The sequence below is a fragment of the Pantoea sp. 18069 genome, from assembly GCF_902706035.1.
GTDB lineage: Bacteria > Pseudomonadota > Gammaproteobacteria > Burkholderiales > Burkholderiaceae_C > Comamonas.
Genome location: NZ_CACSJA010000047.1, coordinates 15,404 through 32,283, shown reverse-complemented (window position 1 = coordinate 32,283; position 16,880 = coordinate 15,404). Strand labels below are relative to the sequence as shown.

The 16,880-nt window shown below is 64.3% G+C and carries 20 protein-coding genes; 3 read left to right on the top strand and 17 right to left on the bottom strand.

Going from position 1 to position 16,880, the window contains the following annotated elements:
• The 8 genes from GVL12_RS23795 to GVL12_RS23760 form a co-directional block, all read right to left on the bottom strand.
• Positions 1-201: hypothetical protein (locus GVL12_RS23795; protein ID WP_200844039.1), on the bottom strand; the 201-nt coding region annotated here is incomplete at its 3' end.
• Between the two features lie 99 nt (positions 202-300).
• Positions 301-567, bottom strand: a complete 267-nt coding sequence (locus GVL12_RS23790; RefSeq protein ID WP_159918037.1) for a bacterioferritin-associated ferredoxin — start codon at positions 565-567, stop codon at positions 301-303.
• A 123-nt stretch (positions 568-690) separates the two neighbouring features.
• On the bottom strand, positions 691-1,821 hold the full coding sequence (locus GVL12_RS23785) for an alpha-hydroxy acid oxidase (protein ID WP_159918036.1): 1,131 nt from the start codon (positions 1,819-1,821) through the stop codon (positions 691-693).
• A gap of 52 nt (positions 1,822-1,873) precedes the next feature.
• Positions 1,874-2,563, bottom strand: coding sequence for a Fe2+-dependent dioxygenase (locus GVL12_RS23780; protein ID WP_159918035.1), 690 nt, complete (start codon positions 2,561-2,563; stop codon positions 1,874-1,876).
• A 17-nt stretch (positions 2,564-2,580) separates the two neighbouring features.
• Entirely contained in the window at positions 2,581-4,800 is a 2,220-nt protein-coding gene (locus GVL12_RS23775) for a TonB-dependent siderophore receptor (protein WP_159918034.1), read from the bottom strand.
• Between the two features lie 240 nt (positions 4,801-5,040).
• A complete protein-coding gene (locus tag GVL12_RS23770; RefSeq protein ID WP_235033966.1) occupies positions 5,041-5,268 on the bottom strand; it encodes an SWIB/MDM2 domain-containing protein in 228 nt (75 codons plus the stop codon).
• Between the two features lie 332 nt (positions 5,269-5,600).
• Positions 5,601-6,161 (bottom strand): TonB-dependent siderophore receptor, encoded by a 561-nt coding sequence (locus GVL12_RS23765; RefSeq protein ID WP_159918032.1) that lies wholly within the window; start codon positions 6,159-6,161, stop codon positions 5,601-5,603.
• Positions 6,162-6,259: 98 nt separating this feature from the next.
• On the bottom strand, positions 6,260-7,159 hold the full coding sequence (locus GVL12_RS23760) for a LysR substrate-binding domain-containing protein (protein WP_159918031.1): 900 nt from the start codon (positions 7,157-7,159) through the stop codon (positions 6,260-6,262).
• A gap of 66 nt (positions 7,160-7,225) precedes the next feature.
• Here GVL12_RS23760 and GVL12_RS23755 point away from each other — a divergent pair, with 66 nt between their 5' ends.
• The 3 genes from GVL12_RS23755 (at position 7,226) to GVL12_RS23745 (ending at position 11,009) form a co-directional block, all read left to right on the top strand.
• Positions 7,226-8,305 carry a tripartite tricarboxylate transporter substrate binding protein gene (locus GVL12_RS23755; protein WP_200844038.1) on the top strand — a complete coding sequence of 360 codons (1,080 nt, stop codon included), beginning with the start codon at positions 7,226-7,228 and terminating at the stop codon, positions 8,303-8,305.
• A 68-nt stretch (positions 8,306-8,373) separates the two neighbouring features.
• Positions 8,374-9,765 carry a VOC family protein gene (locus GVL12_RS23750; RefSeq protein ID WP_200844040.1) on the top strand — a complete coding sequence of 464 codons (1,392 nt, stop codon included), beginning with the start codon at positions 8,374-8,376 and terminating at the stop codon, positions 9,763-9,765.
• Positions 9,762-11,009 (top strand): PLP-dependent aminotransferase family protein, encoded by a 1,248-nt coding sequence (locus GVL12_RS23745; RefSeq protein ID WP_200844037.1) that lies wholly within the window; start codon positions 9,762-9,764, stop codon positions 11,007-11,009. Before GVL12_RS23750 ends, GVL12_RS23745 begins: the two co-directional genes overlap by 4 nt.
• Before the next feature lie 275 nt (positions 11,010-11,284).
• Here GVL12_RS23745 and GVL12_RS23740 read toward each other — a convergent pair whose 3' ends face one another.
• From GVL12_RS23740 to GVL12_RS23700, 9 genes are all read right to left on the bottom strand, one after another.
• Complete coding sequence (locus GVL12_RS23740) at positions 11,285-11,548, bottom strand: hypothetical protein (RefSeq protein ID WP_159918029.1); 264 nt, start codon at positions 11,546-11,548, stop codon at positions 11,285-11,287.
• Positions 11,549-11,730: 182 nt separating this feature from the next.
• Positions 11,731-12,015 carry a hypothetical protein gene (locus GVL12_RS23735; RefSeq protein WP_159918028.1) on the bottom strand — a complete coding sequence of 95 codons (285 nt, stop codon included), beginning with the start codon at positions 12,013-12,015 and terminating at the stop codon, positions 11,731-11,733.
• Entirely contained in the window at positions 12,012-12,233 is a 222-nt protein-coding gene (locus GVL12_RS23730; RefSeq protein WP_159918027.1) for a hypothetical protein, read from the bottom strand. Before GVL12_RS23730 ends, GVL12_RS23735 begins: the two co-directional genes overlap by 4 nt.
• Positions 12,233-12,445 (bottom strand): hypothetical protein, encoded by a 213-nt coding sequence (locus GVL12_RS23725; RefSeq protein WP_159918026.1) that lies wholly within the window; start codon positions 12,443-12,445, stop codon positions 12,233-12,235. The genes GVL12_RS23730 and GVL12_RS23725 overlap by 1 nt, the downstream gene beginning before the upstream one ends.
• Complete coding sequence (locus tag GVL12_RS23720) at positions 12,445-12,834, bottom strand: hypothetical protein (protein ID WP_159918025.1); 390 nt, start codon at positions 12,832-12,834, stop codon at positions 12,445-12,447. The genes GVL12_RS23725 and GVL12_RS23720 overlap by 1 nt, the downstream gene beginning before the upstream one ends.
• Positions 12,824-14,347 carry a hypothetical protein gene (locus tag GVL12_RS26410; protein ID WP_200844036.1) on the bottom strand — a complete coding sequence of 508 codons (1,524 nt, stop codon included), beginning with the start codon at positions 14,345-14,347 and terminating at the stop codon, positions 12,824-12,826. The genes GVL12_RS23720 and GVL12_RS26410 overlap by 11 nt, the downstream gene beginning before the upstream one ends.
• A 70-nt stretch (positions 14,348-14,417) precedes the next feature.
• Complete coding sequence (locus GVL12_RS23710) at positions 14,418-14,939, bottom strand: class I SAM-dependent methyltransferase (protein WP_159918040.1); 522 nt, start codon at positions 14,937-14,939, stop codon at positions 14,418-14,420.
• A 139-nt stretch (positions 14,940-15,078) separates the two neighbouring features.
• Entirely contained in the window at positions 15,079-15,573 is a 495-nt protein-coding gene (locus GVL12_RS23705; RefSeq protein WP_200844035.1) for a hypothetical protein, read from the bottom strand.
• Between the two features lie 45 nt (positions 15,574-15,618).
• Positions 15,619-16,725, bottom strand: a complete 1,107-nt coding sequence (locus GVL12_RS23700; protein ID WP_159918024.1) for an RNA-directed DNA polymerase — start codon at positions 16,723-16,725, stop codon at positions 15,619-15,621.
• Positions 16,726-16,880 lie beyond the last annotated feature (155 nt).

The window sequence follows — 16,880 nt, the reverse complement described above, 5'->3', positions numbered from 1 at the left end:
TGGCGGCGGGGCCACTTCGGGCGCGGGCGGGGCGATGAATTCGGCGAGCACCTCGGCCGGCACCACGAGTTCCACGGCTTTGCGCATCAGGCCGCTTTGCAGGGCCCAGATACCGGCCACGTGCAGCAGCACCACGGAGCTGGCAATGACGGCATTGCGGCTCATTCCCCCGGAAGAGGAAAATCTATCAGACTGGGACATATACGAGAGGTGGGTCAGCGCGCACGACACCCGGGCAGGTGGAAGACAAAAGCCAGGTTCATTGGCGGAAAATCCACCAGGTGCATCCAACGACGAGGATCAGGCTGCCGAGCAGAACGGAGAAGAGGGCCATGCGTTGCTTTCCAAAATATTGTTGGCAAGCTGGATCGGCTGGGTTGCGTTCTGGATATGGGCAACCGCGCCCGAAGCACTGCACTGCGCGACCACGTCACGGGCGCAGCCTTCACAGCGCCCGCATTGGGTGGCGACACCAAGTTCGAACTGGATTTCGTCAAAACTCATACCCGCATGCGCGTGGCGTGCGATTTCGCGGTCAGAAACCCGGCGGCAAACACAGACGATCATGGCAGCAGGCAGTTGTGGCTGGCTATTGAAGGGATAGAAATTATTATAAATGAGAACTCATCGCATTCGTAATCCCAATTTCATCCCCTGTGCATCAAGGGCTATCGACGCGGGTTGCGGGGCTCAGTCGTCGAGCAGTGCGGCAGGTGCGTCGGCAAGGGTCGCGCAACCGGTCAGCGCCATGGCAATTTCGAGTTCATCGCGCAGCAACCGTAGCACATGCGCCACACCTGCGGCGCCGGCATGGGCCAGGCCCCAGACGATGGGGCGCCCGACCATCACCGCGCTGGCACCCAGCGCCATGGCCTTGAGCACGTCGGTGCCGCGGCGGATACCGCCGTCGACAATCACCGGCAGCGCTGCGGCATTGCCGGGGCTGTCTTGCAGCGCCTGCACGATGCGCGGCAGGGCGAAAGCCGTCGCGGGCGCGCTGTCGAGCGTGCGCCCACCATGGTTGGAAACCAGGATGCCTGCGGCCTGCAGGCGCGCGGCCTGCAGCGCATCCAGGGGATGGAGAATGCCTTTGAGCAGCACCGGTAGCCGGGTCTGAGCCTGCAACCAGGCCAGATCTTCCCAGGTGGGTGCGTGGCGCAGCATGCCGGCGCACAGCGCTGCCTCGCCAGGCGCGGCGGCAGGGGCAGGGGCCAGCCCTTGGAGATTGACCGCGGAAATGCCCGCAGGCAGACGAAAACCCGCGCGGCGCTCGCGGTCGCGCACGCCGGAAACCGGCGCATCCACCGTCAGCACCAATGCTTCGTAGCCCGCGCGCTCGACGCGCTGCACGAGTTCGCGCGTGAAGCCGCGGTCATGTTGAAGATAGAGCTGGAACCACAGTGGCCCACGTCCTGCGGTGCCGAGCACGGCCTGGGCCGGCAGCTCCAGCGGCAAGCTGGCCTGGGTGCTGAGCGTGAAGCCCGCGCCCAGGGCCGCCGCCGCATAGGCGCTGGCGAGTTCGCCGTCGGCATGGGCCAGGCGCTGAAAGGCCATGGGCGCCACGAGCAGCGGATGGGCATATTCCTGGCCCAGCAGCCGGATGCGCGTATGCCCCTGGGCCAGCGGGCGCAGTACGCGCGGCCACAGCGGCAAGGCATCCCAGGCGCTGCGATTGGCCTGCAGGCAGCGTTCGTCGCCGGCCCCGCCGCTGAAATACGCCCAGGCATTGGCGTCCAGCACTTCGGCGGCGCGTCGTTCATGGTCTGCAAGGCAGACGATCTCGGGCGCAATGGCCTGCAGGGAGGGAAGGGGGGCGGTCATGCGGCGTCTATGCGGTGGCGAAGAAGGTCTTTATGCCGCAGCCCGCAGTGAATCAGACGTCGGCCCAAAGGCGCAGCAGGTTATGGTAGGTGCCGGTCAGCTGCACCATGCTCGGGTGCTTTTCGCCGACTTCGGCGCGCAGCTTGAGCAGCGCCATGTCCATGTCGAACAGCATCTGCCGCTGCTCGGTGCTGCGCACCATGCTTTCAACCCAGAAGAAGCTCGCGATGCGCGCGCCGCGCGTGACGGGCGCGACCTGGTGCACGGTGCTGCTGGGGTAGAGGATCAGGTCGCCCGCGGGCAGCTTGATGCGGCGCTCGCCCAGGGCCTCCTGGATCAGCAGTTCGCCGCCCTCGTATTCGTCGGGCGCGCTCAGGAACAGGGTGCAGGAGATGTCGCTGCGCACCCACTGCGCCGGGTTCTGGGAATGCAGTACGGCGCCATCGATATGGGCGCCGTAGAAATTGGAGTCACCGCTGTAGCGGTTGAACAGGGGGTTGAAGATGCGCTTGGGCAGGGCCGCTGAAAAGAACAGCGCATCCCTGGCCAGCGCGGCGCGCACCTGGGCCTGAAGATGGCGCGAGACATCGCTGCCTTGCGCCAGCTGCAGGTTGTGCTTGAACGACTGGGCCTGGCCACCCGCGCTGGTCCTGCCATCCACCCAGGGCGCAGCCTCTCCAAGGAGCTGGCGCGCGCTTTGGACTTCATCTGGAGTGAAAACCTGTTGGAGGTGCAGGAGCATGGCGGGCAGTGGCAGGATCAGAAGCGGGTCTTGACAGTCAGTTGCACGGTGCGCGCTGCGCCCGGGGCATAGAAGCCGCGGTACAGCGAATCGGCGTACAGCTTGTCGCTCAGGTTGGTGACATTGAGCTTGAGCGATGTCTTCTGGTCGAAAGTGTACTCAGCCATGGCATCGATGGTCGCAAAACCGCTGGCTTCCAAGTTGCGCGCACCTTCGGGGCTCTGCTTGCCGCGGTAGGTCAGGCCCGCGCCCAGGCGCAGCTTGGGAGTCACCGCATAGGTGGACCAGACGCTGCCGCTGTGCTTGGGCGTCAGGCCGGGACGGTCGCCCTGGACCTGGGCACCGCCGCCGTTGGCTGCGAGCACGGTGGTGCTGCGGTCGATCCTGGCTTCGGGAATCCAGGTGTGGTTGTAGAAGATGTCCCACTTCGGCGTGATGTGACCGGCCAGGTTGAATTCCATGCCCGTCGCATGGCGCTTGCCCGACAGCAGATAGCCCGGGTTGTCCGGATCGGTGTTGCGCTCGTTGTACTTCTCGCTGTAGAACACGGCGGCGCCCAGCAGCGCGCGGCGTTCGAACAGTTCCCACTTGCCGCCGATTTCGAGGTTGCGGCTCTTTTCGGGCGGGGTGTCGGCCAGCGAGCCGGTGTTCGCGCTGACATTGACGAACTGGTAGGTATCGCCCGAAGTGTTGTACGAAGTGCCGAACGACACGTAGTACGAAGTCAGCTCGTCGGGCTGGAAGATCGCGCCAATGCGCGGGCTCCACAGGCCGTCGGAGGTCGAGTCGCTCAGTGCGCCCGTAGAATTGCGGTAGTCGGCCTTGAACTGGTCATAGCGCAGGCCGCCCACCAGCTTGACGGTTTCGGTCAGCGACAGCGTGTCCTGCAGGTACAGGCCGATGTTCTGCGCCTTGAACGTGTTGAAGGCCACGGGAGCGCGCGTGTCCGCTGCCGATGCGCCGTTGTTGGGCGTACCGACCGAAGTCATCAGGTAGCCCGTACCGGCGTTCGAGTTGCCGTTGCTGTTGGCGTAGTTGGCGTTGCGGTTCGCGTCGTCGTGGTAGTAGTCCAGACCCGCGATGACCTGGTGCTTCATGCCGCCCCAGTTGAATGCATTGGTGTAGTCGCTCTGGATCTGCGTCATCGTGCTTTCGCCGATGCGGCCCTTGGACGAACGCGTCAGGGGCGTGTTCGACTGGATCTGGTCCAGCGCAGTGATGGGTGCGCCGAAGCGGATCACGCTGGCCAGCAGGTCACGCTCGTATTTGCCGTGGCGCAGGCGCGTTTGCAGTTCACCGCCATCGTCGAAACGGTGGATATGGCCCAGCGTCAGGTATTGCGACGAAGTGTTGAGGTGGTCGCTGCTCAGGCCGTAGTAGTTCTTCGCGGGCAGCGTAGGGATGATCTTGCCGTTGCTGGCGATCCACGGGTGGTTGTAGTTGGGCCGGCCCTTGATGTCCAGGTAGTACAGGCCGACCGAGAATTCGTCGCGTGTGCCTATGCCCCAGGCAAACGTCGGCGCAATGCCGCGCTTGTCCTGCTTGGCGCCGTAGTTGTCCGAGTCGTGGATCATGGCGTTGACGCGCAGGGCCGCGTTCTCGCCGGTCTTGAAGTTGAAGTCGCCTTGCACGCGGTGCGATTTGCCCGTGCCCAGGGTGTATGAAGCTTCGTGCTGGTCGATCAGCAAGGGCGCCTTGTTGACCTGGTTGACCACGCCACCCGTAGAGCCCTTGCCGAACAGCATGGACGCCGAGCCCTTGAGCACTTCGATGCGGTCGTTGTTGAACGTGTCGCGCTCGTACAGCGGGGCGTCCTTCATGCCGTCGACATAGATGTCGCCGGCCTGGCCCAGCGAGAAGCCGCGCAGGCGCACGTCTTCTTCGCCGGTTTCACCGGACTGGAACGTGACGCCGGCGGTGGTGCGCAGCACGTCGCGGAAATCGTCCTGGTTGCGATCGGACATCAGGCGCTCGGTGAACACCGTGACCGATTGAGGGATGTCCTTGATGTCCTGCTTGCCTTTGCCGACCGTCGTCTGCTTGATGAGCAGGGTGTCCTTGCTCTGCACGTCAGCGGCTTCGCGCACGGTGACCGTGCCCAGCGCGGCTTCGGGTGCTGCGGGGGCCTGGGCCCAGCTGCCGACCGAGGCGGCAAGCATCAGCGCGCCCAGCGGAAGCAGGGCTTTGTCGGAGGGGGACGCAGGAAAGGCGACGGGGCCGGGTTCGGCCGCCGTCATGGGCGCTGTTTTCTTCAAGGTAAATGCTCCGGAAATGATAGTGGACTCTCTGTGAGAGTCGCTTGATTTTTGGACCGGAGAGTGGCGCGTCTGCCCCCTCCACCGGCCGGAGCGAATCATAGATAGAAATAGGACTAATTCGCATTGCGTAGTTTGTTTTTCGCAACGCTTTTGCAAAATTTCCCGTGCGCCAGACGAAAAAAAGCCGGCAAGCTGCCGGCTTCTCTAGGCACAACGGAATTACTTCACGTGCTTGCCGATCAGGCCCGCCATTTCGAACATCGAAACCTGGGGCTTGCCGAACACTTCCTTGAGCTTTGCGTCGGCGTTGATCATGCGCTTGTTGGCTTCATCTTGCAGCTTGTTGGCCTTGATGTAGACCCACAGCTTGCTGATGACTTCCGTGCGTGGCAGCGGAGCCGAGCCCACGACCGCGGCCAGGGCCGGGCTGGGGGTCAGCGGTTTCATGAAGGCGGCGTTGGGGGTGCGTTTCTTAGCGGGTGTCGCAGAAGCTGCGGCCGGTGCCTTCTTTGCAGTTGCCATGTTGCTTTTCCTAGTTGGTGATAATTCTGGACCAATGCCAAGCATGCGCTTCTTATCGGTTCAACAGATGCTACTGGGAAATTTTCTGCTTTCCAAGTAGCGCAAGCGCTTTTTTGCCTCGAATTGTTGCGCCAGTGCACTGTAAATGCCTCTGAAGCATCAGTGAAGGCCATTTCACCCTCGTTTTCCCGGGGCCGGCGCGCGCCTTGCCCGTGCGTGCCTGCCTTTCCACCGGGCGCGCAAGGGCCTGTCGCAGCTCAGAATTCATGGCTGAGCGTGGCCATGACGCTGCGCGGAGCACCCCAGGCGCCATGGCTGTAGTAGCCAATCTGGCTGTAGTATTTCCGGTCGAACAGGTTGCTCACGTTCATTTGTAACGAAGTGCGTGGATTGAACTGGTAGCGCGCCATCAGGCTGAACAGCGCGCATGCATCCTGCTGCACGCGTTCCTGGCCGTTCGGCCCGTTGGCGGTGGTGTAGTTGCTGCTTTGCCAGTTGACGCCGCTGCCCAGGGTCAGGCCGCTGAAGCTGCCGCTCAGGCGATAGCTCGTGAATACCCGCAACAGGGTGCGCGGCTGGTTGGTATTCACGGCGGCATCGGAGGCGTCCTTCGCGGTGTAGTGGGTGAGGCCACCGGACACATTCCAGCCCGGCTGGAGCTCGCCCGACACGTCGATATCGAAACCGGTGCTCCTGACACCCTTGGCGCCGTAGTAGGCCTGGTCGAGCCCGTCGGGAATCATGAAGTCGCCGTCGGCCTGGGCCAGGTTCTCCTGCTGGATGCGGAACAGGGCCAGCGAAGTGTTGAGCTTCGCCACCGTGCAGGCTGTTCTTGATGCCGAGCTCGAAGTTCTTGCCGACGATGGGGTCGAGGTAGCGGCCCGCGCGGTCGCGCGCATCCTGCGGGTTGAAGATGCTAGGCGCAGGCGAAATCACGCGCCGCTGCGAGCAGCCACTCGCGCAGCCCCGCCACGGCGTCGCTGGTCGGGCGGGAGTCCGGTGTCACGAAGTAGTAGGCGTTGGGCGAACGCAGGAAGTGCTTGACCGGGGAGAGCAGCTCTCCCTTGAGCAGGTATTCCTCGACCAGGAAGCGCGGGACCAGGCCTACGCCCAGGCCGGCGAGCACGCCGCTGATCACCATGGTGTGGTGCTCGAAGCGCGCGCCACCCATGGGGTTGGCCAGGTCAATGCCTGCGGACTCTATCCAAAGCTTCCAGTCGAGGGCGCGCGAAGCGAGATGCAGCCGGGGCGCAGTGGCCACTTCCATCTCTGAAACCACCGCTTTGCCCGCAAAGAAATCCGGGCGACAGACCACGATCGATTCCTCGCCGAACATCAGGTCGGTGCGCGCTCCCGGATAGACATCCGTGCCGAAATGGATGGACGCATCATACGGCGCGCCGTCAAAGAAAAAGACGCCTGTCATCGCGCTGATGTTGACGACAACTTGCGGATGTTTCGCGTAGAAGTCGGGCAGTCGTGGAATCAACCACTCGACGGCCAGCGTGGGCACGCAGGCCAGCTCGATGATGCCCCCGGACCCCTCGTGCGCCATGAGGTCGAGGGTGTTGCGTTCGAGTTGTCCCAGCACCTCTCGCACCTGCCGGCTGTATGCGGCGCCGGCCGCGGTCAGTGTCACGCGCTTGTTGGCACGCCGAAACAACGTCACTCCCAGGAATTTTTCCAGGGCGATGATTTGTCGCGATACCGCACTTTCCGTGATGAACAGGTCTTTTGCCGCGCGGCGCAAATTGAGGTGCGAGGCTGCGGCCTCGAATGCGCGCAGGCTGCTCAGGCTGGGGATGCGTTGTCTCATGCAGGTCCACTTGATGACTTTTGGTCATCATTGTAGGTAAATAATTCGCTTTTGATACGTTGCTTGATGAGTAATGATCCGCAGATCACAGTTCAGTCAGCGTCTGTGATGTCGGTGCCGAGCAACCCGACCCAACCCATAAGGAAATATAAAATGAAGCGTCTCGTCCGTTCTCTCGTCCAAGCCAGCGTAGTTGCCGGCACACTGGTCTCAGCACTCGCGGTGGCCGCACCGTTCCCTGAAAAGCCGGTGCGCATCATCGTCCCGTATCTGGCCGGGGGCACTACCGACATGGTGACGCGAGTGGTCGGCGACCAGCTGTCACTGCTGTGGAAGCAAGCCGTGGTGGTCGATAACCGTCCCGGCGCCGCAGGCATGGTCGGCACCAGTGGCGCCGCGAATTCTCAGGCGGACGGCTATACGCTTTTGGTCGGCTCGGTCGGCGAGTTCTCCATCAATCCGGCGCTGTACAAGAAAATCGCCTACAACGCGGATACCGACTTTTCCCCTGTCTCCCTGATCGCCCAGGTGCCGAATGTGCTGGTGGTTTCGCCGGCGTTTGCCGAGCGCGCGCGCATCCAGACGCTGGCCGATCTGGTCGCTTATGCCAAAGCCCATCCCAAGCGTGTGAACATGGCCTCGGCAGGTGCGGGTACTTCGACCCATCTGGTGGGCGAGCTTTTCCAGCGCATGACCCAGATTGAAATGAGCCACATTCCCTACAAGGGAAGCAGCGCCGCCATTGCCGACCTGCTGGGAGGCAGTGTCGATGTGATGTTCGACAACCTTCCTTCCTCGCTGTCGTTCATCCGCTCCGGCAAGTTGAAGGCGCTTGCCGTGACCACCGCAGCGCGCTCGCCTGCGCTGCCCGACGTTCCCACGATCGCTGCCGCTGCCGCACTGCCCGATTACGACGCAGGCCCGTGGTTTGGCGTGCTTGCGCCCAGCAAGACGCCGGATGCGGTGACGAAGAAGATCAACGAGGACCTGGTGCGGGTTTTGCAGCTGCCGGCCGTGCAGGCCAGGATGCGCGAAGCGGGTGCAGAGCCCAGCCCGACGACGCGCGAGGAATTCGCCGAAATCCTCGCGCGTGATCGCGTGAAGTGGGGCGACATCGTGAAGACCTCCGGCGCCACTGCGGATTGAATCGGCAACGGCGGGGGCGCTGCATCCGGCTTCAGCCCCTGCCTCTCTTTGGTTACATCATGAGCAATATGAACAGCAACTCCTCCTTTGTCGGTACAGACGAGGTCCGTGCGCGCTTCTCGCACGCCATGTCGGCGATGTACCGGCAGGAAGTGCCGCAGTACGGCACCCTTGTGGATCTGGTGGCCGATATCAACAGCCACGCACTGAGCGCCGAGCCCGCGCTGCGCGCGCAACTGGCGCGTGCCGGTGAACTCGAGCGCCTGGATGTGGAGCGCCACGGCGCCATTCGCGTGGGCACGGCGGCAGAACTGGAAACGTTGCGGCGTCTGTTTGCCGTCATGGGCATGGAGCCCGTGGGCTACTACGACCTGTCGGTGGCGGGTGTGCCCGTGCATTCGACGGCCTTCCGTCCGGTGGGCGATGCCGCGCTGCTGGCCAACCCTTTTCGCGTGTTCACCTCGCTGCTGCGGCTGGAGCTGATTGCCGACCCGGCATTGCGCCAGAAGGCCGCCGATATCCTGGCGCGCCGCTGCATCTTCACGCCGCGGGCGCTGGAGCTGATCGCCCAGTGCGAAACCGCCGGCGGCCTGTCTGCAGCGGACGCCGACGCATTCGTGCGTGAAGCGCTGGAAACCTTCCGCTGGCACAGCACGGCGACTGTGGACGCCGGGACCTACCGTGCGCTGCAGGCCTCCCACCGCCTGGTGGCGGATGTAGTGTGCTTTCGCGGGCCGCACATCAATCACCTGACGCCGCGCACGCTGGATATCGATGCCGCCCAGGCCGCGATGCCCGCGCGCGGCATGGACGCCAAGGACGTGGTCGAAGGCCCGCCGCGGCGCAACTGCCCCATCCTGCTGCGCCAGACCAGCTTCAAGGCGCTGCAGGAAACCGTGCGTTTTACCGACGACGAGGGCGCCCATACCGCGCGCTTCGGCGAGATCGAGCAGCGCGGCGTCGCGCTGACCCGCAAGGGCCGCGCCCTCTACGACGCCTTGCTGACCGAAGTGCGCGACATGGGCCATGCCGGCAGCGCCGCACCCGACTACGCGCAGCGGCTGCAGCAGGTGTTCCGCGCCTTCCCCGACGCCCATGACGCGCTGCGCGCCCAGGGGCTGGCGTTCTACCGCTACAGCCTGAGCGCGTGCGGCCGGGCGCAAGCCGCTGCGGACCATGCCGATGCCGGCCTGGAGCAACTGCTGGCCAGGGGCTGGGTGCAGGCCGACCCGATCACCTATGAAGACTTCCTGCCGGTGAGCGCGGCCGGCATCTTCCAGTCCAACCTGGGCGGCGAAGAGCAAAAGCAATACCAGGCCCATGCCGCGCAGCAGTCTTTCGAGGCCGCGCTGGGCGCGCGCGTGCACGACGAAATCGCGCTGTACGAAGCGGCGCAGCAGCGCTCCATCGACCAGCTGCGCGCTGAACTGCGTCGCGCGGCCGTGGTGGAGGCCGCATGAGCGAGCTGTATGCACAGGCCGCCATGCCGGCTTTTGCCGCCATGTTCGCGCAGCCTGCGGGCTCTCCCATCCGGGAGCTGTTTCCCTACCTCAGCCAGCCGGGAATGATCTCGCTGGCGGGCGGCTACCCCTCGCCCAGCCTGTTCGATGCGCATGGGCTGGCGCTGGCCGCCAGTCAGGCCATGGCGGGCGGGCCGCAGGCGCTGCAATACTGCGCCACCGAAGGGCTGCCACTCCTGCGCGAAGCACTCGCGGCGCAGACGCGCGCGCGCGGCATGCAGGCCAGCGCCGAGCAACTGCTCGTGACCACCGGCTCCCAGCAGGCGTTCGACCTGCTGGTGCGGGTGCTGATCGAGCCGGGCGATACCGTGCTGGTGGAAGTGCCCGCCTATCCCGCCACGCTGCAGGCCCTGCGCCTGGCGCAGGCCCGCATCCTGACCGTGCCCATGGACGAACATGGCCTGCAGACCGAGGCGCTGGCCGAGTTGCTGCGCAGCCTGCCCGCGCAGCAGCGCCCCAAGCTGCTCTACACCGTGCCGAACTTCTCCAATCCCCGCGGCACCTTGCTCGGCGCGGCCCGGCGTGAAGCGCTGGTGCAGTTGGCCAGCACCTATGGCTTCTGGGTGGTGGAAGACGACCCGTATGGCGAACTGTGCTTCGACGCCCCGGATGGCAGCACGCCGCCCATGCCCACGGCGCTGCGCACGCTGGGCGAGCAGTCGGGCGCTGCCGTCAACCCCGTGGTGTACCTCTCCAGCCTTTCCAAGACCGTGGCGCCTGCCTTGCGCGTGGGCTGGATGCTGGCCGATGGCGATCTGCTGCGCCGCTGCACCATTGCCAAGCAGACGGTGGATCTGTGCACCTCGCCGCTGGCGCAGATGGTCGCGGCCTGTTACCTGCAAAGCGGGCGCTACCCGGCCACCGTGCAGCGCGCCCGCGCCGAATACCAGCGGCGCATGCAGGCGCTGGTGCAGGGCATCGCCGCCCAATTGGAGGGCCAGGTGCATTGCGCGCCTCCAGCCGGCGGCATGTTCGTCTGGGCCACGTTTGCGCAATCCATAGACCCACAGGCGCTGTTCGATGCCGCCGTCTCGCGCCAGGTGCTGTATGTGCCCGGCAAGGCGTTCTATCCCGAGGGCGCGCAGGTGCACGCCATGCGCCTGTCGTTCGCCGCGCCCGACGTGGCGCAGATCGAGCAGGCCGTGCAACGGCTGGCCGCGGCGGTGGAGCAGGCCAGGCGCTGAAGCGCCGTGGTTCAAGGGTTTAGCGCAGGCGCACAAGAGCGCATGGCGGGCCTCGCTTACAATAACCGCCCCCAGCCAATCCGCCAGGTCGCCCTGCGAAAACCAAATGAGATCAGATACTTTTGACGCAGTCGCGACGTCCGCCAGCGCGCCCATTCCGAAGATAGGCTTCGTCAGTCTGGGCTGCCCATAGGACTCTCTATGTATACGCGCAGCAGGCAACAAAAAAGCCGCCAAGGTTGACCCTGGTGGCTTTCGTTTTTTGGGCCTGGTCGTCAGGCGATGGCGCGTAGACCTTGCGTGAGCGGGGCGCTCAGTATGCGCAGATGGCCCCGGCCTTTCAGGAAGCTGCGGTAAGAGTTCACCGCCACGGCTCGGGCCTCGTTGGCCACCTCAACGCCTGCGGCGATGATTCGGCCGTCACAGGTAACGACCGCCAGTTGTGCTGCCTGGCCGTCGACCGTGACCGTCAGGCCTTCGTGCGTCACCGCCTGGATGATCACCTGCGGCAGAGATCCCGTAATTTGGTCGCCGATCATTTTTTACTCACTTTCGTTCGGTGCCTGCGAGTGCGGGGTTGCGCCTTGCGAGACACTTTTGGGGATAGAAAAAGCCCCGTCTTGCGGGGCTGGTTTCTCTGATGGGTGGGGCCAGTTTTCGGTGGGCAGCGCAAAGTCGGGGATGGGTTCGCGCCTGTCGCGCCACTTGCGTTTGCGGCTTCTCATGGGGTGGCCCTCTCAATAAGACGCATCTTTGCCGCCGACACCACGCCGCATGACGATCGAAACTGATTGGTCGGCATGCCTGCAAACTGCATTGGCACGTTCACAGGCTCATCGAGTTGCACGACGTAGGCGTCGTCCGTCCGAGGCTTGCTGTGCTTGGTGCCATTCGGCAATGTGAACTCCCTATTCGGCGCTTTGGCCAGGATGGTCAGGGTTGCACCATCGCCCGACGTGCCGGTGTCGAAGACCTCGCAGCGGTCGCCTGTTTTGAATTGATTCATGGGGTGGTTCCTTGCTGCGCCGCGGCGCGCTCTGCTGCCCACTTGGGCTTTGTGATCACCGCCGTTTCCCGGTCAGATGCTGTTTCCGCGACCCCAAGGTCGGTTCTGAAGCAATATCCATCGCTGGCGATCAGGCGGCCGTCAGTGTCTTGATAAACACGCTGACCGCCTTTCCACAGCGGCCAGTCACGCGCCAGAATTTCAACTAGTTTTGCCATCACGCACCGCCTTTCTGAGGCGCAGTGCGGAATCGAACGGTTGGGTACTTTTCGATCAGCTCCGCCTCTGCGCCGCATTGACCGCAGCGGTGTGGCCACCTCATGGGCTCGGTCAATATCAGCTTGCCCGAGACCTGCATGGTTCCCTGCTGGCAGGTGTCGCAGACGTATTCGATGCCGACCTGCTCGATTGGAAATTCGCGCTCGGCCATCACGCACCGCCTTTCTGCGCTGCTGCGCGCTCTGCGTCTTCCGTCGAAACATCATCAGGAGGCGAAAATTCCCATGGGCAAGCCACTACCGGCCTGTCGATAGCACCCCACTGAGAAGCCAGCCAGCCTGAACACAGCTTGTGGCGCCCATCAGCGTAGTGATCGACGTGGCACAGGAATGGCTTTTGTTCAAGCGCTGCCTTGAGGGCGTCCGCCTGGGTTTGCAGGCATCCGTTTGGCACAGTGCCTGCGCGGAATGCGCAAGACTTGCATCGTTCGTCGGGATCTCCGAGTTTTGCGATGTGCTGGATGACGGGCTCGACCAAGCGAACCATCTGATCGCCGAGCGCGCGGCCTTCGGGGCTTACGCGGTGGTGGTCATCGCTCATCACGGCCCCCTTGCGCAGCGCGGGCTGCGTCGAAAACCGCCCGGATGTCGTCAATCGTTTTGCAATCGCCTCCCAGCCGCTCCAGGCATTCGCCGAATGCGGCGTCCTCGGTGATAGCAGCGTTGGCCATGGCGCGGAATCGCTCGGCATCGGGCGCATCCTCCTGGGCCTGGGCGGGCGCGGCCTCGCGAATCCACCATGCGGCCGGGCCGTCCTCGGTGTCGAAGATCGCCACCAACACCCAGCCGTGACCGGCCGGCGCCTCTGGCGTCCACACGTTGTAGTCGGTAGCTTCGACCATGGCGTCGTAGGCATCCATGTCCATCTGGTCTTCGGCCATGCCGCCCGCCAGCTCGATCCCAAGCGCTGCGAAAAATTGCTTCGGGTTCATGCCTTCGTCGAGCGTTGGCAGTGCCGGGTGGTAGCCGCAGCCCATGTCATCGCGAACCAGAGCGTGACCATCAAGCATGCGGCGCTTCCATTCGTCATCGAGAATAGGGCATGCATCCTCCTGTGCCTGGGCGGGCGCGATCTCTTCGCCGCGCGCATCCAAGAAGGCGCAGAAGTTCGCCACATCCACAGGGTCGCCCTTATCGACGTGAGCGCGCAGCATTTCGGACAGACGTTGCTGCGTGCATTCCTGGCTGTTCCAGCCGCTGTAGCCCTTGGCGCGCTGGCGGGCCAGCTTGGCTTTCATCGCGGCGGCAAGCGCATCGACGGCCACGTCATCCGGGTGCTGCCCCTGGCTCGCAAGCTGGGTTGCATGCTCCTGCGCCGGGGCGGCGGGCTTCGACAGGCCACGCCATGGTGCATCCTGAATGTCCGACGCAAAGAACCCGTCGCGCGTCCACTCGCCGCCGATGAACACGCTGATGCCGACGCCTTCGTCGTCGAAGTCGCGCAGGTAGCGGCCTTCGGTTGCCGGCTTGCTGCTGCCGGCTTGCCATGGCGACAAGTCATCCTCGTCTGACTCATCGCCTTGCAGCGGGAACACCTGGGGCACTGCCACGGCCTGCGCCGGGGCGGCGGCAAGCGCGGCGCGAATGACGTCCTTTGCGAACGCGTAAAGGCCTCCACGATCCAAACGCCTGACGCCATCCTCTAGGCTGGCTTCCGCGTGAACGTCAGCAATCGACAGCACCTGTCCCATGTCCAGCTCACCAGGCACTGCCACGACTGCGGGCGCTGGTGGGGCGGCTTGCAGGGCGGGCGATGCCGGGGCGCGTCGCTTGGCCGAGCGGAAAGTCGTGTGCGAATCGTCACCTCGGCGCGCGCCATTCCAACCGGCCAGAAAGAAATGTGTGTCGCGGTCGCTTGCCGGCTCCGCGATCTGGTGCAGGCACTTCGCTGCGGCCTGGGCCTGCAGCTCTGCGATGCGAGCGTGCTGCTGTTTGAGCAAGGCGCCGCCGCATGTCGCAAGAGCCTTTGCCAAGTCTGTTGGCGCATAGTCTCGCGCCCATTCATTCAACTCGTCCGCAATCACAAGCGCGGTGGTGTCTGTCTTGTCGGTCATTGATTTATCCCCGTTTATTCGATGGCAATAATTTGGTTGGCTGACCGTGGCCACGCACACGGCGCCTCAATCAGTCGGCGCGTGCCGGGCCCGGCTTCATGAATACAAGCCAGTGCGTCATTCCAGACCGCCCGCTGACCTGGCCGAACAGCGGCGCGGCCGGCGTGAGCGCCAAGACCTCGCCGACCTTCACCTGCGTCTCGTTCCACTTGAACACCAGCACGCCGTCGGGAGCGAGGACTCGCCAGCACTCGGCGAAGCCTTGGCGCAGGTCGTCGCGCCAGTCGGTGCCGAGCTTTCCGTACTTGGCAGCCAACCAGCTGCGCGGGCCGGCGCGCACCAGATGCGGCGGATCAAACGCGATCAGCTTGAATCGGTCGTCAGGAAAGGGCAGCGCGCGGAAGTCCAGCTGCACATCCGGGTTGATCGTCAGGGTGCGCGTACCGTCTTCGCGATGCGTGCGGTCGGTGACGACGATGGTTTCGCTGCGCTGGTCGCCGAAGATGGCGCGCGGGTCCTGCTTGTCGAACCACATCATTCGACTGCCGCAGCAGGGGTCCAGCACTTTCTGGGTGGTTGGGGCGTTGGTCATTCGGGTGTTTCTCCGTTCCTGTTCGGCGCGCCAAGCGGCGGCGATGCCTGTGCCGCATCGGCGGGCCAGCTCGCAAAGCCATTCCGCCAGCTCGGTCGGCGTGTGTTCTCGTTCGGCTTTGGTGATGTGCGGCCGGTGGTCAATTCGCTTGCGGCTCTGGACGACGTGCGTGGCCTCGCCCAGCCGGAGCGGAATGGGGGGGGGTATCGCCTGGCGCGCAGCCGACGATGTAGAGCAGCGTGGCTTTCTCGGCCCTGTGTCCCCACCAGTTCTGATGGATGGGAAGCGTCCAGCCGCCGTAGCGGTCTACCTCTCCTGGCGGAGGCAGACCGGCTTTCTTCCAAAGCAGTGAGCCGACGGGGTGTTCAAGCACGCCACCAAACCGCCGCACTTGGCGAATGCTCCATGTCGCCAATAGTCGCTCGCCCTTGCGCGGCTTTGCGAACTGGCGAAGCCGACCCCAGGCCCGGCACGGTGGGTGCGCCACGACAGGCGCGCCACCTGGCCAGAGCTTGGCGTCGCGCTCAATGTCCCAGACGTCTGTACCGGGCAGCGTCTTATAGGTGCTGTCTGCGCGGACAAACAGCACCGCCACGGTCTGCTGCAGCGGCAGGGTGAATGCGTCACGCTTCATGGGCGTCCTCAATAGAAAAAGCCAGCTCGAGGCTGGCTGGGTGGGTTATCGGGCGGCGACCCTGGCAAAGGCTTTGCTGAGATGCAAGCCTTCGACGGGATGCCCGCGCTTGAGCAGCGCCCGGCAGATAGCCGCCCGCTCCTTGTGGCTGTGGCTGGCTTGGCGCACCAGGCCGAGATAGCTGTTGCCGGCGGCGTAGGTCTCGGCCTCGGGCATCTGCTCGATGCGCTGTAGCGCGACGCGCAGCGTGCGCGGACGCGTGGTGCGGCGCCATGGCTTGATGACATGGCCCACGAAGTCGATGCCGCGGTCGATGGGCTGGATCACCGTCTTGCGCGGGTTGAGCTGCAGGCGCAGGCTGGGCAAGAAGGCATTGATGCCGGCCAGGGCCTGGGCCAGCCACTCGGTGGAGTCGCTGAGCAGCACCATGTCATCGACGTAGCGCGAGTAGTGCGGCGCGCGCAGCCGGTGCTTCACATGCTGGTCCAGCTCATTGAGCAGTACGTTGGCGAAGAACTGCGACGACAGGTTGCCGATTGGCAGGCCTGAGTAGGGCCCGGCATTGGTCAGCCGCTTGTGCGCCGGCACGGCAGCCAGCGTCGACGCATCGCCGCGCACCACGTAATCGAGGCGCGGGTCGTGGAACAGGACGATCTTTGCCAGGCCGCGCCACCAGCGCTCCGGGATCTGCTTGACCAGCAGCGGCCAGATCACCCGCTTGTCGATGCTGACGAAGAAGTTCGCCAGGTCGGCCTTCAGGTAGAAGCCGGGCCGGCTCCAGTTCTCGGTCTGGCTGCGCACCTTGGCTTCCAGGCGTTTGGCGCAATACAGCGTGCCGCGCCCGGGGATGCAGGCGCCGGAGTCGGCGATGAACCGCTGATGGAAGCGATCAGCGATTTGGTTGTAGAGGAGGTGGTGCACCACGCGGTCGCGGAACCCTGCGGCCCAGACTTCCCTGGCGCGCGGCCGGCTGATGGCGAAGCAAATGGATTTGCCGGGCCGGTAGCTGCCGTCGCTCAGTTCTTCGTGGAGGTCGATCAGGTTGCGCTCGAGCCCTTGCTCGAAGCGCAGCGCGCTCGCGGTGGTGCGTTTGTGCCGGCGACAGTCAAAATAGGCCTGCACCAGCTTTTCGAACGAATAGCCAGGATCCATAGAATTTCTCGGTGGGATATGCGGAAAGGGCGGACTCGGAACTCGTTGTTCCGGTTGTTGTTGTTCGTGTTGCCGTTCTCAAAATCGACCGCCCACGGTCTATCGAGCTATCTACATCGGCCCGCCGAATGGCTCAGCGGGCAAACTGCGCGGGA

What these genes read in the sequence shown, in the direction of transcription:
- GVL12_RS23790 (WP_159918037.1), bottom strand. Translation starts at nt 567, where the DNA reads ATGATCGTCTGTGTTTGCCGCCGGGTTTCTGACCGCGAAATCGCACGC.
- GVL12_RS23785 (WP_159918036.1), bottom strand. Translation starts at nt 1,821, where the DNA reads ATGACCGCCCCCCTTCCCTCCCTGCAGGCCATTGCGCCCGAGATCGTC.
- GVL12_RS23780 (WP_159918035.1), bottom strand. Translation starts at nt 2,563, where the DNA reads ATGCTCCTGCACCTCCAACAGGTTTTCACTCCAGATGAAGTCCAAAGC.
- GVL12_RS23775 (WP_159918034.1), bottom strand. Translation starts at nt 4,800, where the DNA reads ATGACGGCGGCCGAACCCGGCCCCGTCGCCTTTCCTGCGTCCCCCTCC.
- GVL12_RS23770 (WP_235033966.1), bottom strand. Translation starts at nt 5,268, where the DNA reads ATGAAACCGCTGACCCCCAGCCCGGCCCTGGCCGCGGTCGTGGGCTCG.
- GVL12_RS23760 (WP_159918031.1), bottom strand. Translation starts at nt 7,159, where the DNA reads ATGAGACAACGCATCCCCAGCCTGAGCAGCCTGCGCGCATTCGAGGCC.
- GVL12_RS23755 (WP_200844038.1), top strand. Translation starts at nt 7,226, where the DNA reads ATGAGTAATGATCCGCAGATCACAGTTCAGTCAGCGTCTGTGATGTCG.
- GVL12_RS23750 (WP_200844040.1), top strand. Translation starts at nt 8,374, where the DNA reads ATGAACAGCAACTCCTCCTTTGTCGGTACAGACGAGGTCCGTGCGCGC.
- GVL12_RS23745 (WP_200844037.1), top strand. Translation starts at nt 9,762, where the DNA reads ATGAGCGAGCTGTATGCACAGGCCGCCATGCCGGCTTTTGCCGCCATG.
- GVL12_RS23740 (WP_159918029.1), bottom strand. Translation starts at nt 11,548, where the DNA reads ATGATCGGCGACCAAATTACGGGATCTCTGCCGCAGGTGATCATCCAG.
- GVL12_RS23735 (WP_159918028.1), bottom strand. Translation starts at nt 12,015, where the DNA reads ATGAATCAATTCAAAACAGGCGACCGCTGCGAGGTCTTCGACACCGGC.
- GVL12_RS23730 (WP_159918027.1), bottom strand. Translation starts at nt 12,233, where the DNA reads ATGGCAAAACTAGTTGAAATTCTGGCGCGTGACTGGCCGCTGTGGAAA.
- GVL12_RS23725 (WP_159918026.1), bottom strand. Translation starts at nt 12,445, where the DNA reads ATGGCCGAGCGCGAATTTCCAATCGAGCAGGTCGGCATCGAATACGTC.
- GVL12_RS23720 (WP_159918025.1), bottom strand. Translation starts at nt 12,834, where the DNA reads ATGAGCGATGACCACCACCGCGTAAGCCCCGAAGGCCGCGCGCTCGGC.
- GVL12_RS26410 (WP_200844036.1), bottom strand. Translation starts at nt 14,347, where the DNA reads ATGACCGACAAGACAGACACCACCGCGCTTGTGATTGCGGACGAGTTG.
- GVL12_RS23710 (WP_159918040.1), bottom strand. Translation starts at nt 14,939, where the DNA reads ATGACCAACGCCCCAACCACCCAGAAAGTGCTGGACCCCTGCTGCGGC.
- GVL12_RS23705 (WP_200844035.1), bottom strand. Translation starts at nt 15,573, where the DNA reads ATGAAGCGTGACGCATTCACCCTGCCGCTGCAGCAGACCGTGGCGGTG.
- GVL12_RS23700 (WP_159918024.1), bottom strand. Translation starts at nt 16,725, where the DNA reads ATGGATCCTGGCTATTCGTTCGAAAAGCTGGTGCAGGCCTATTTTGAC.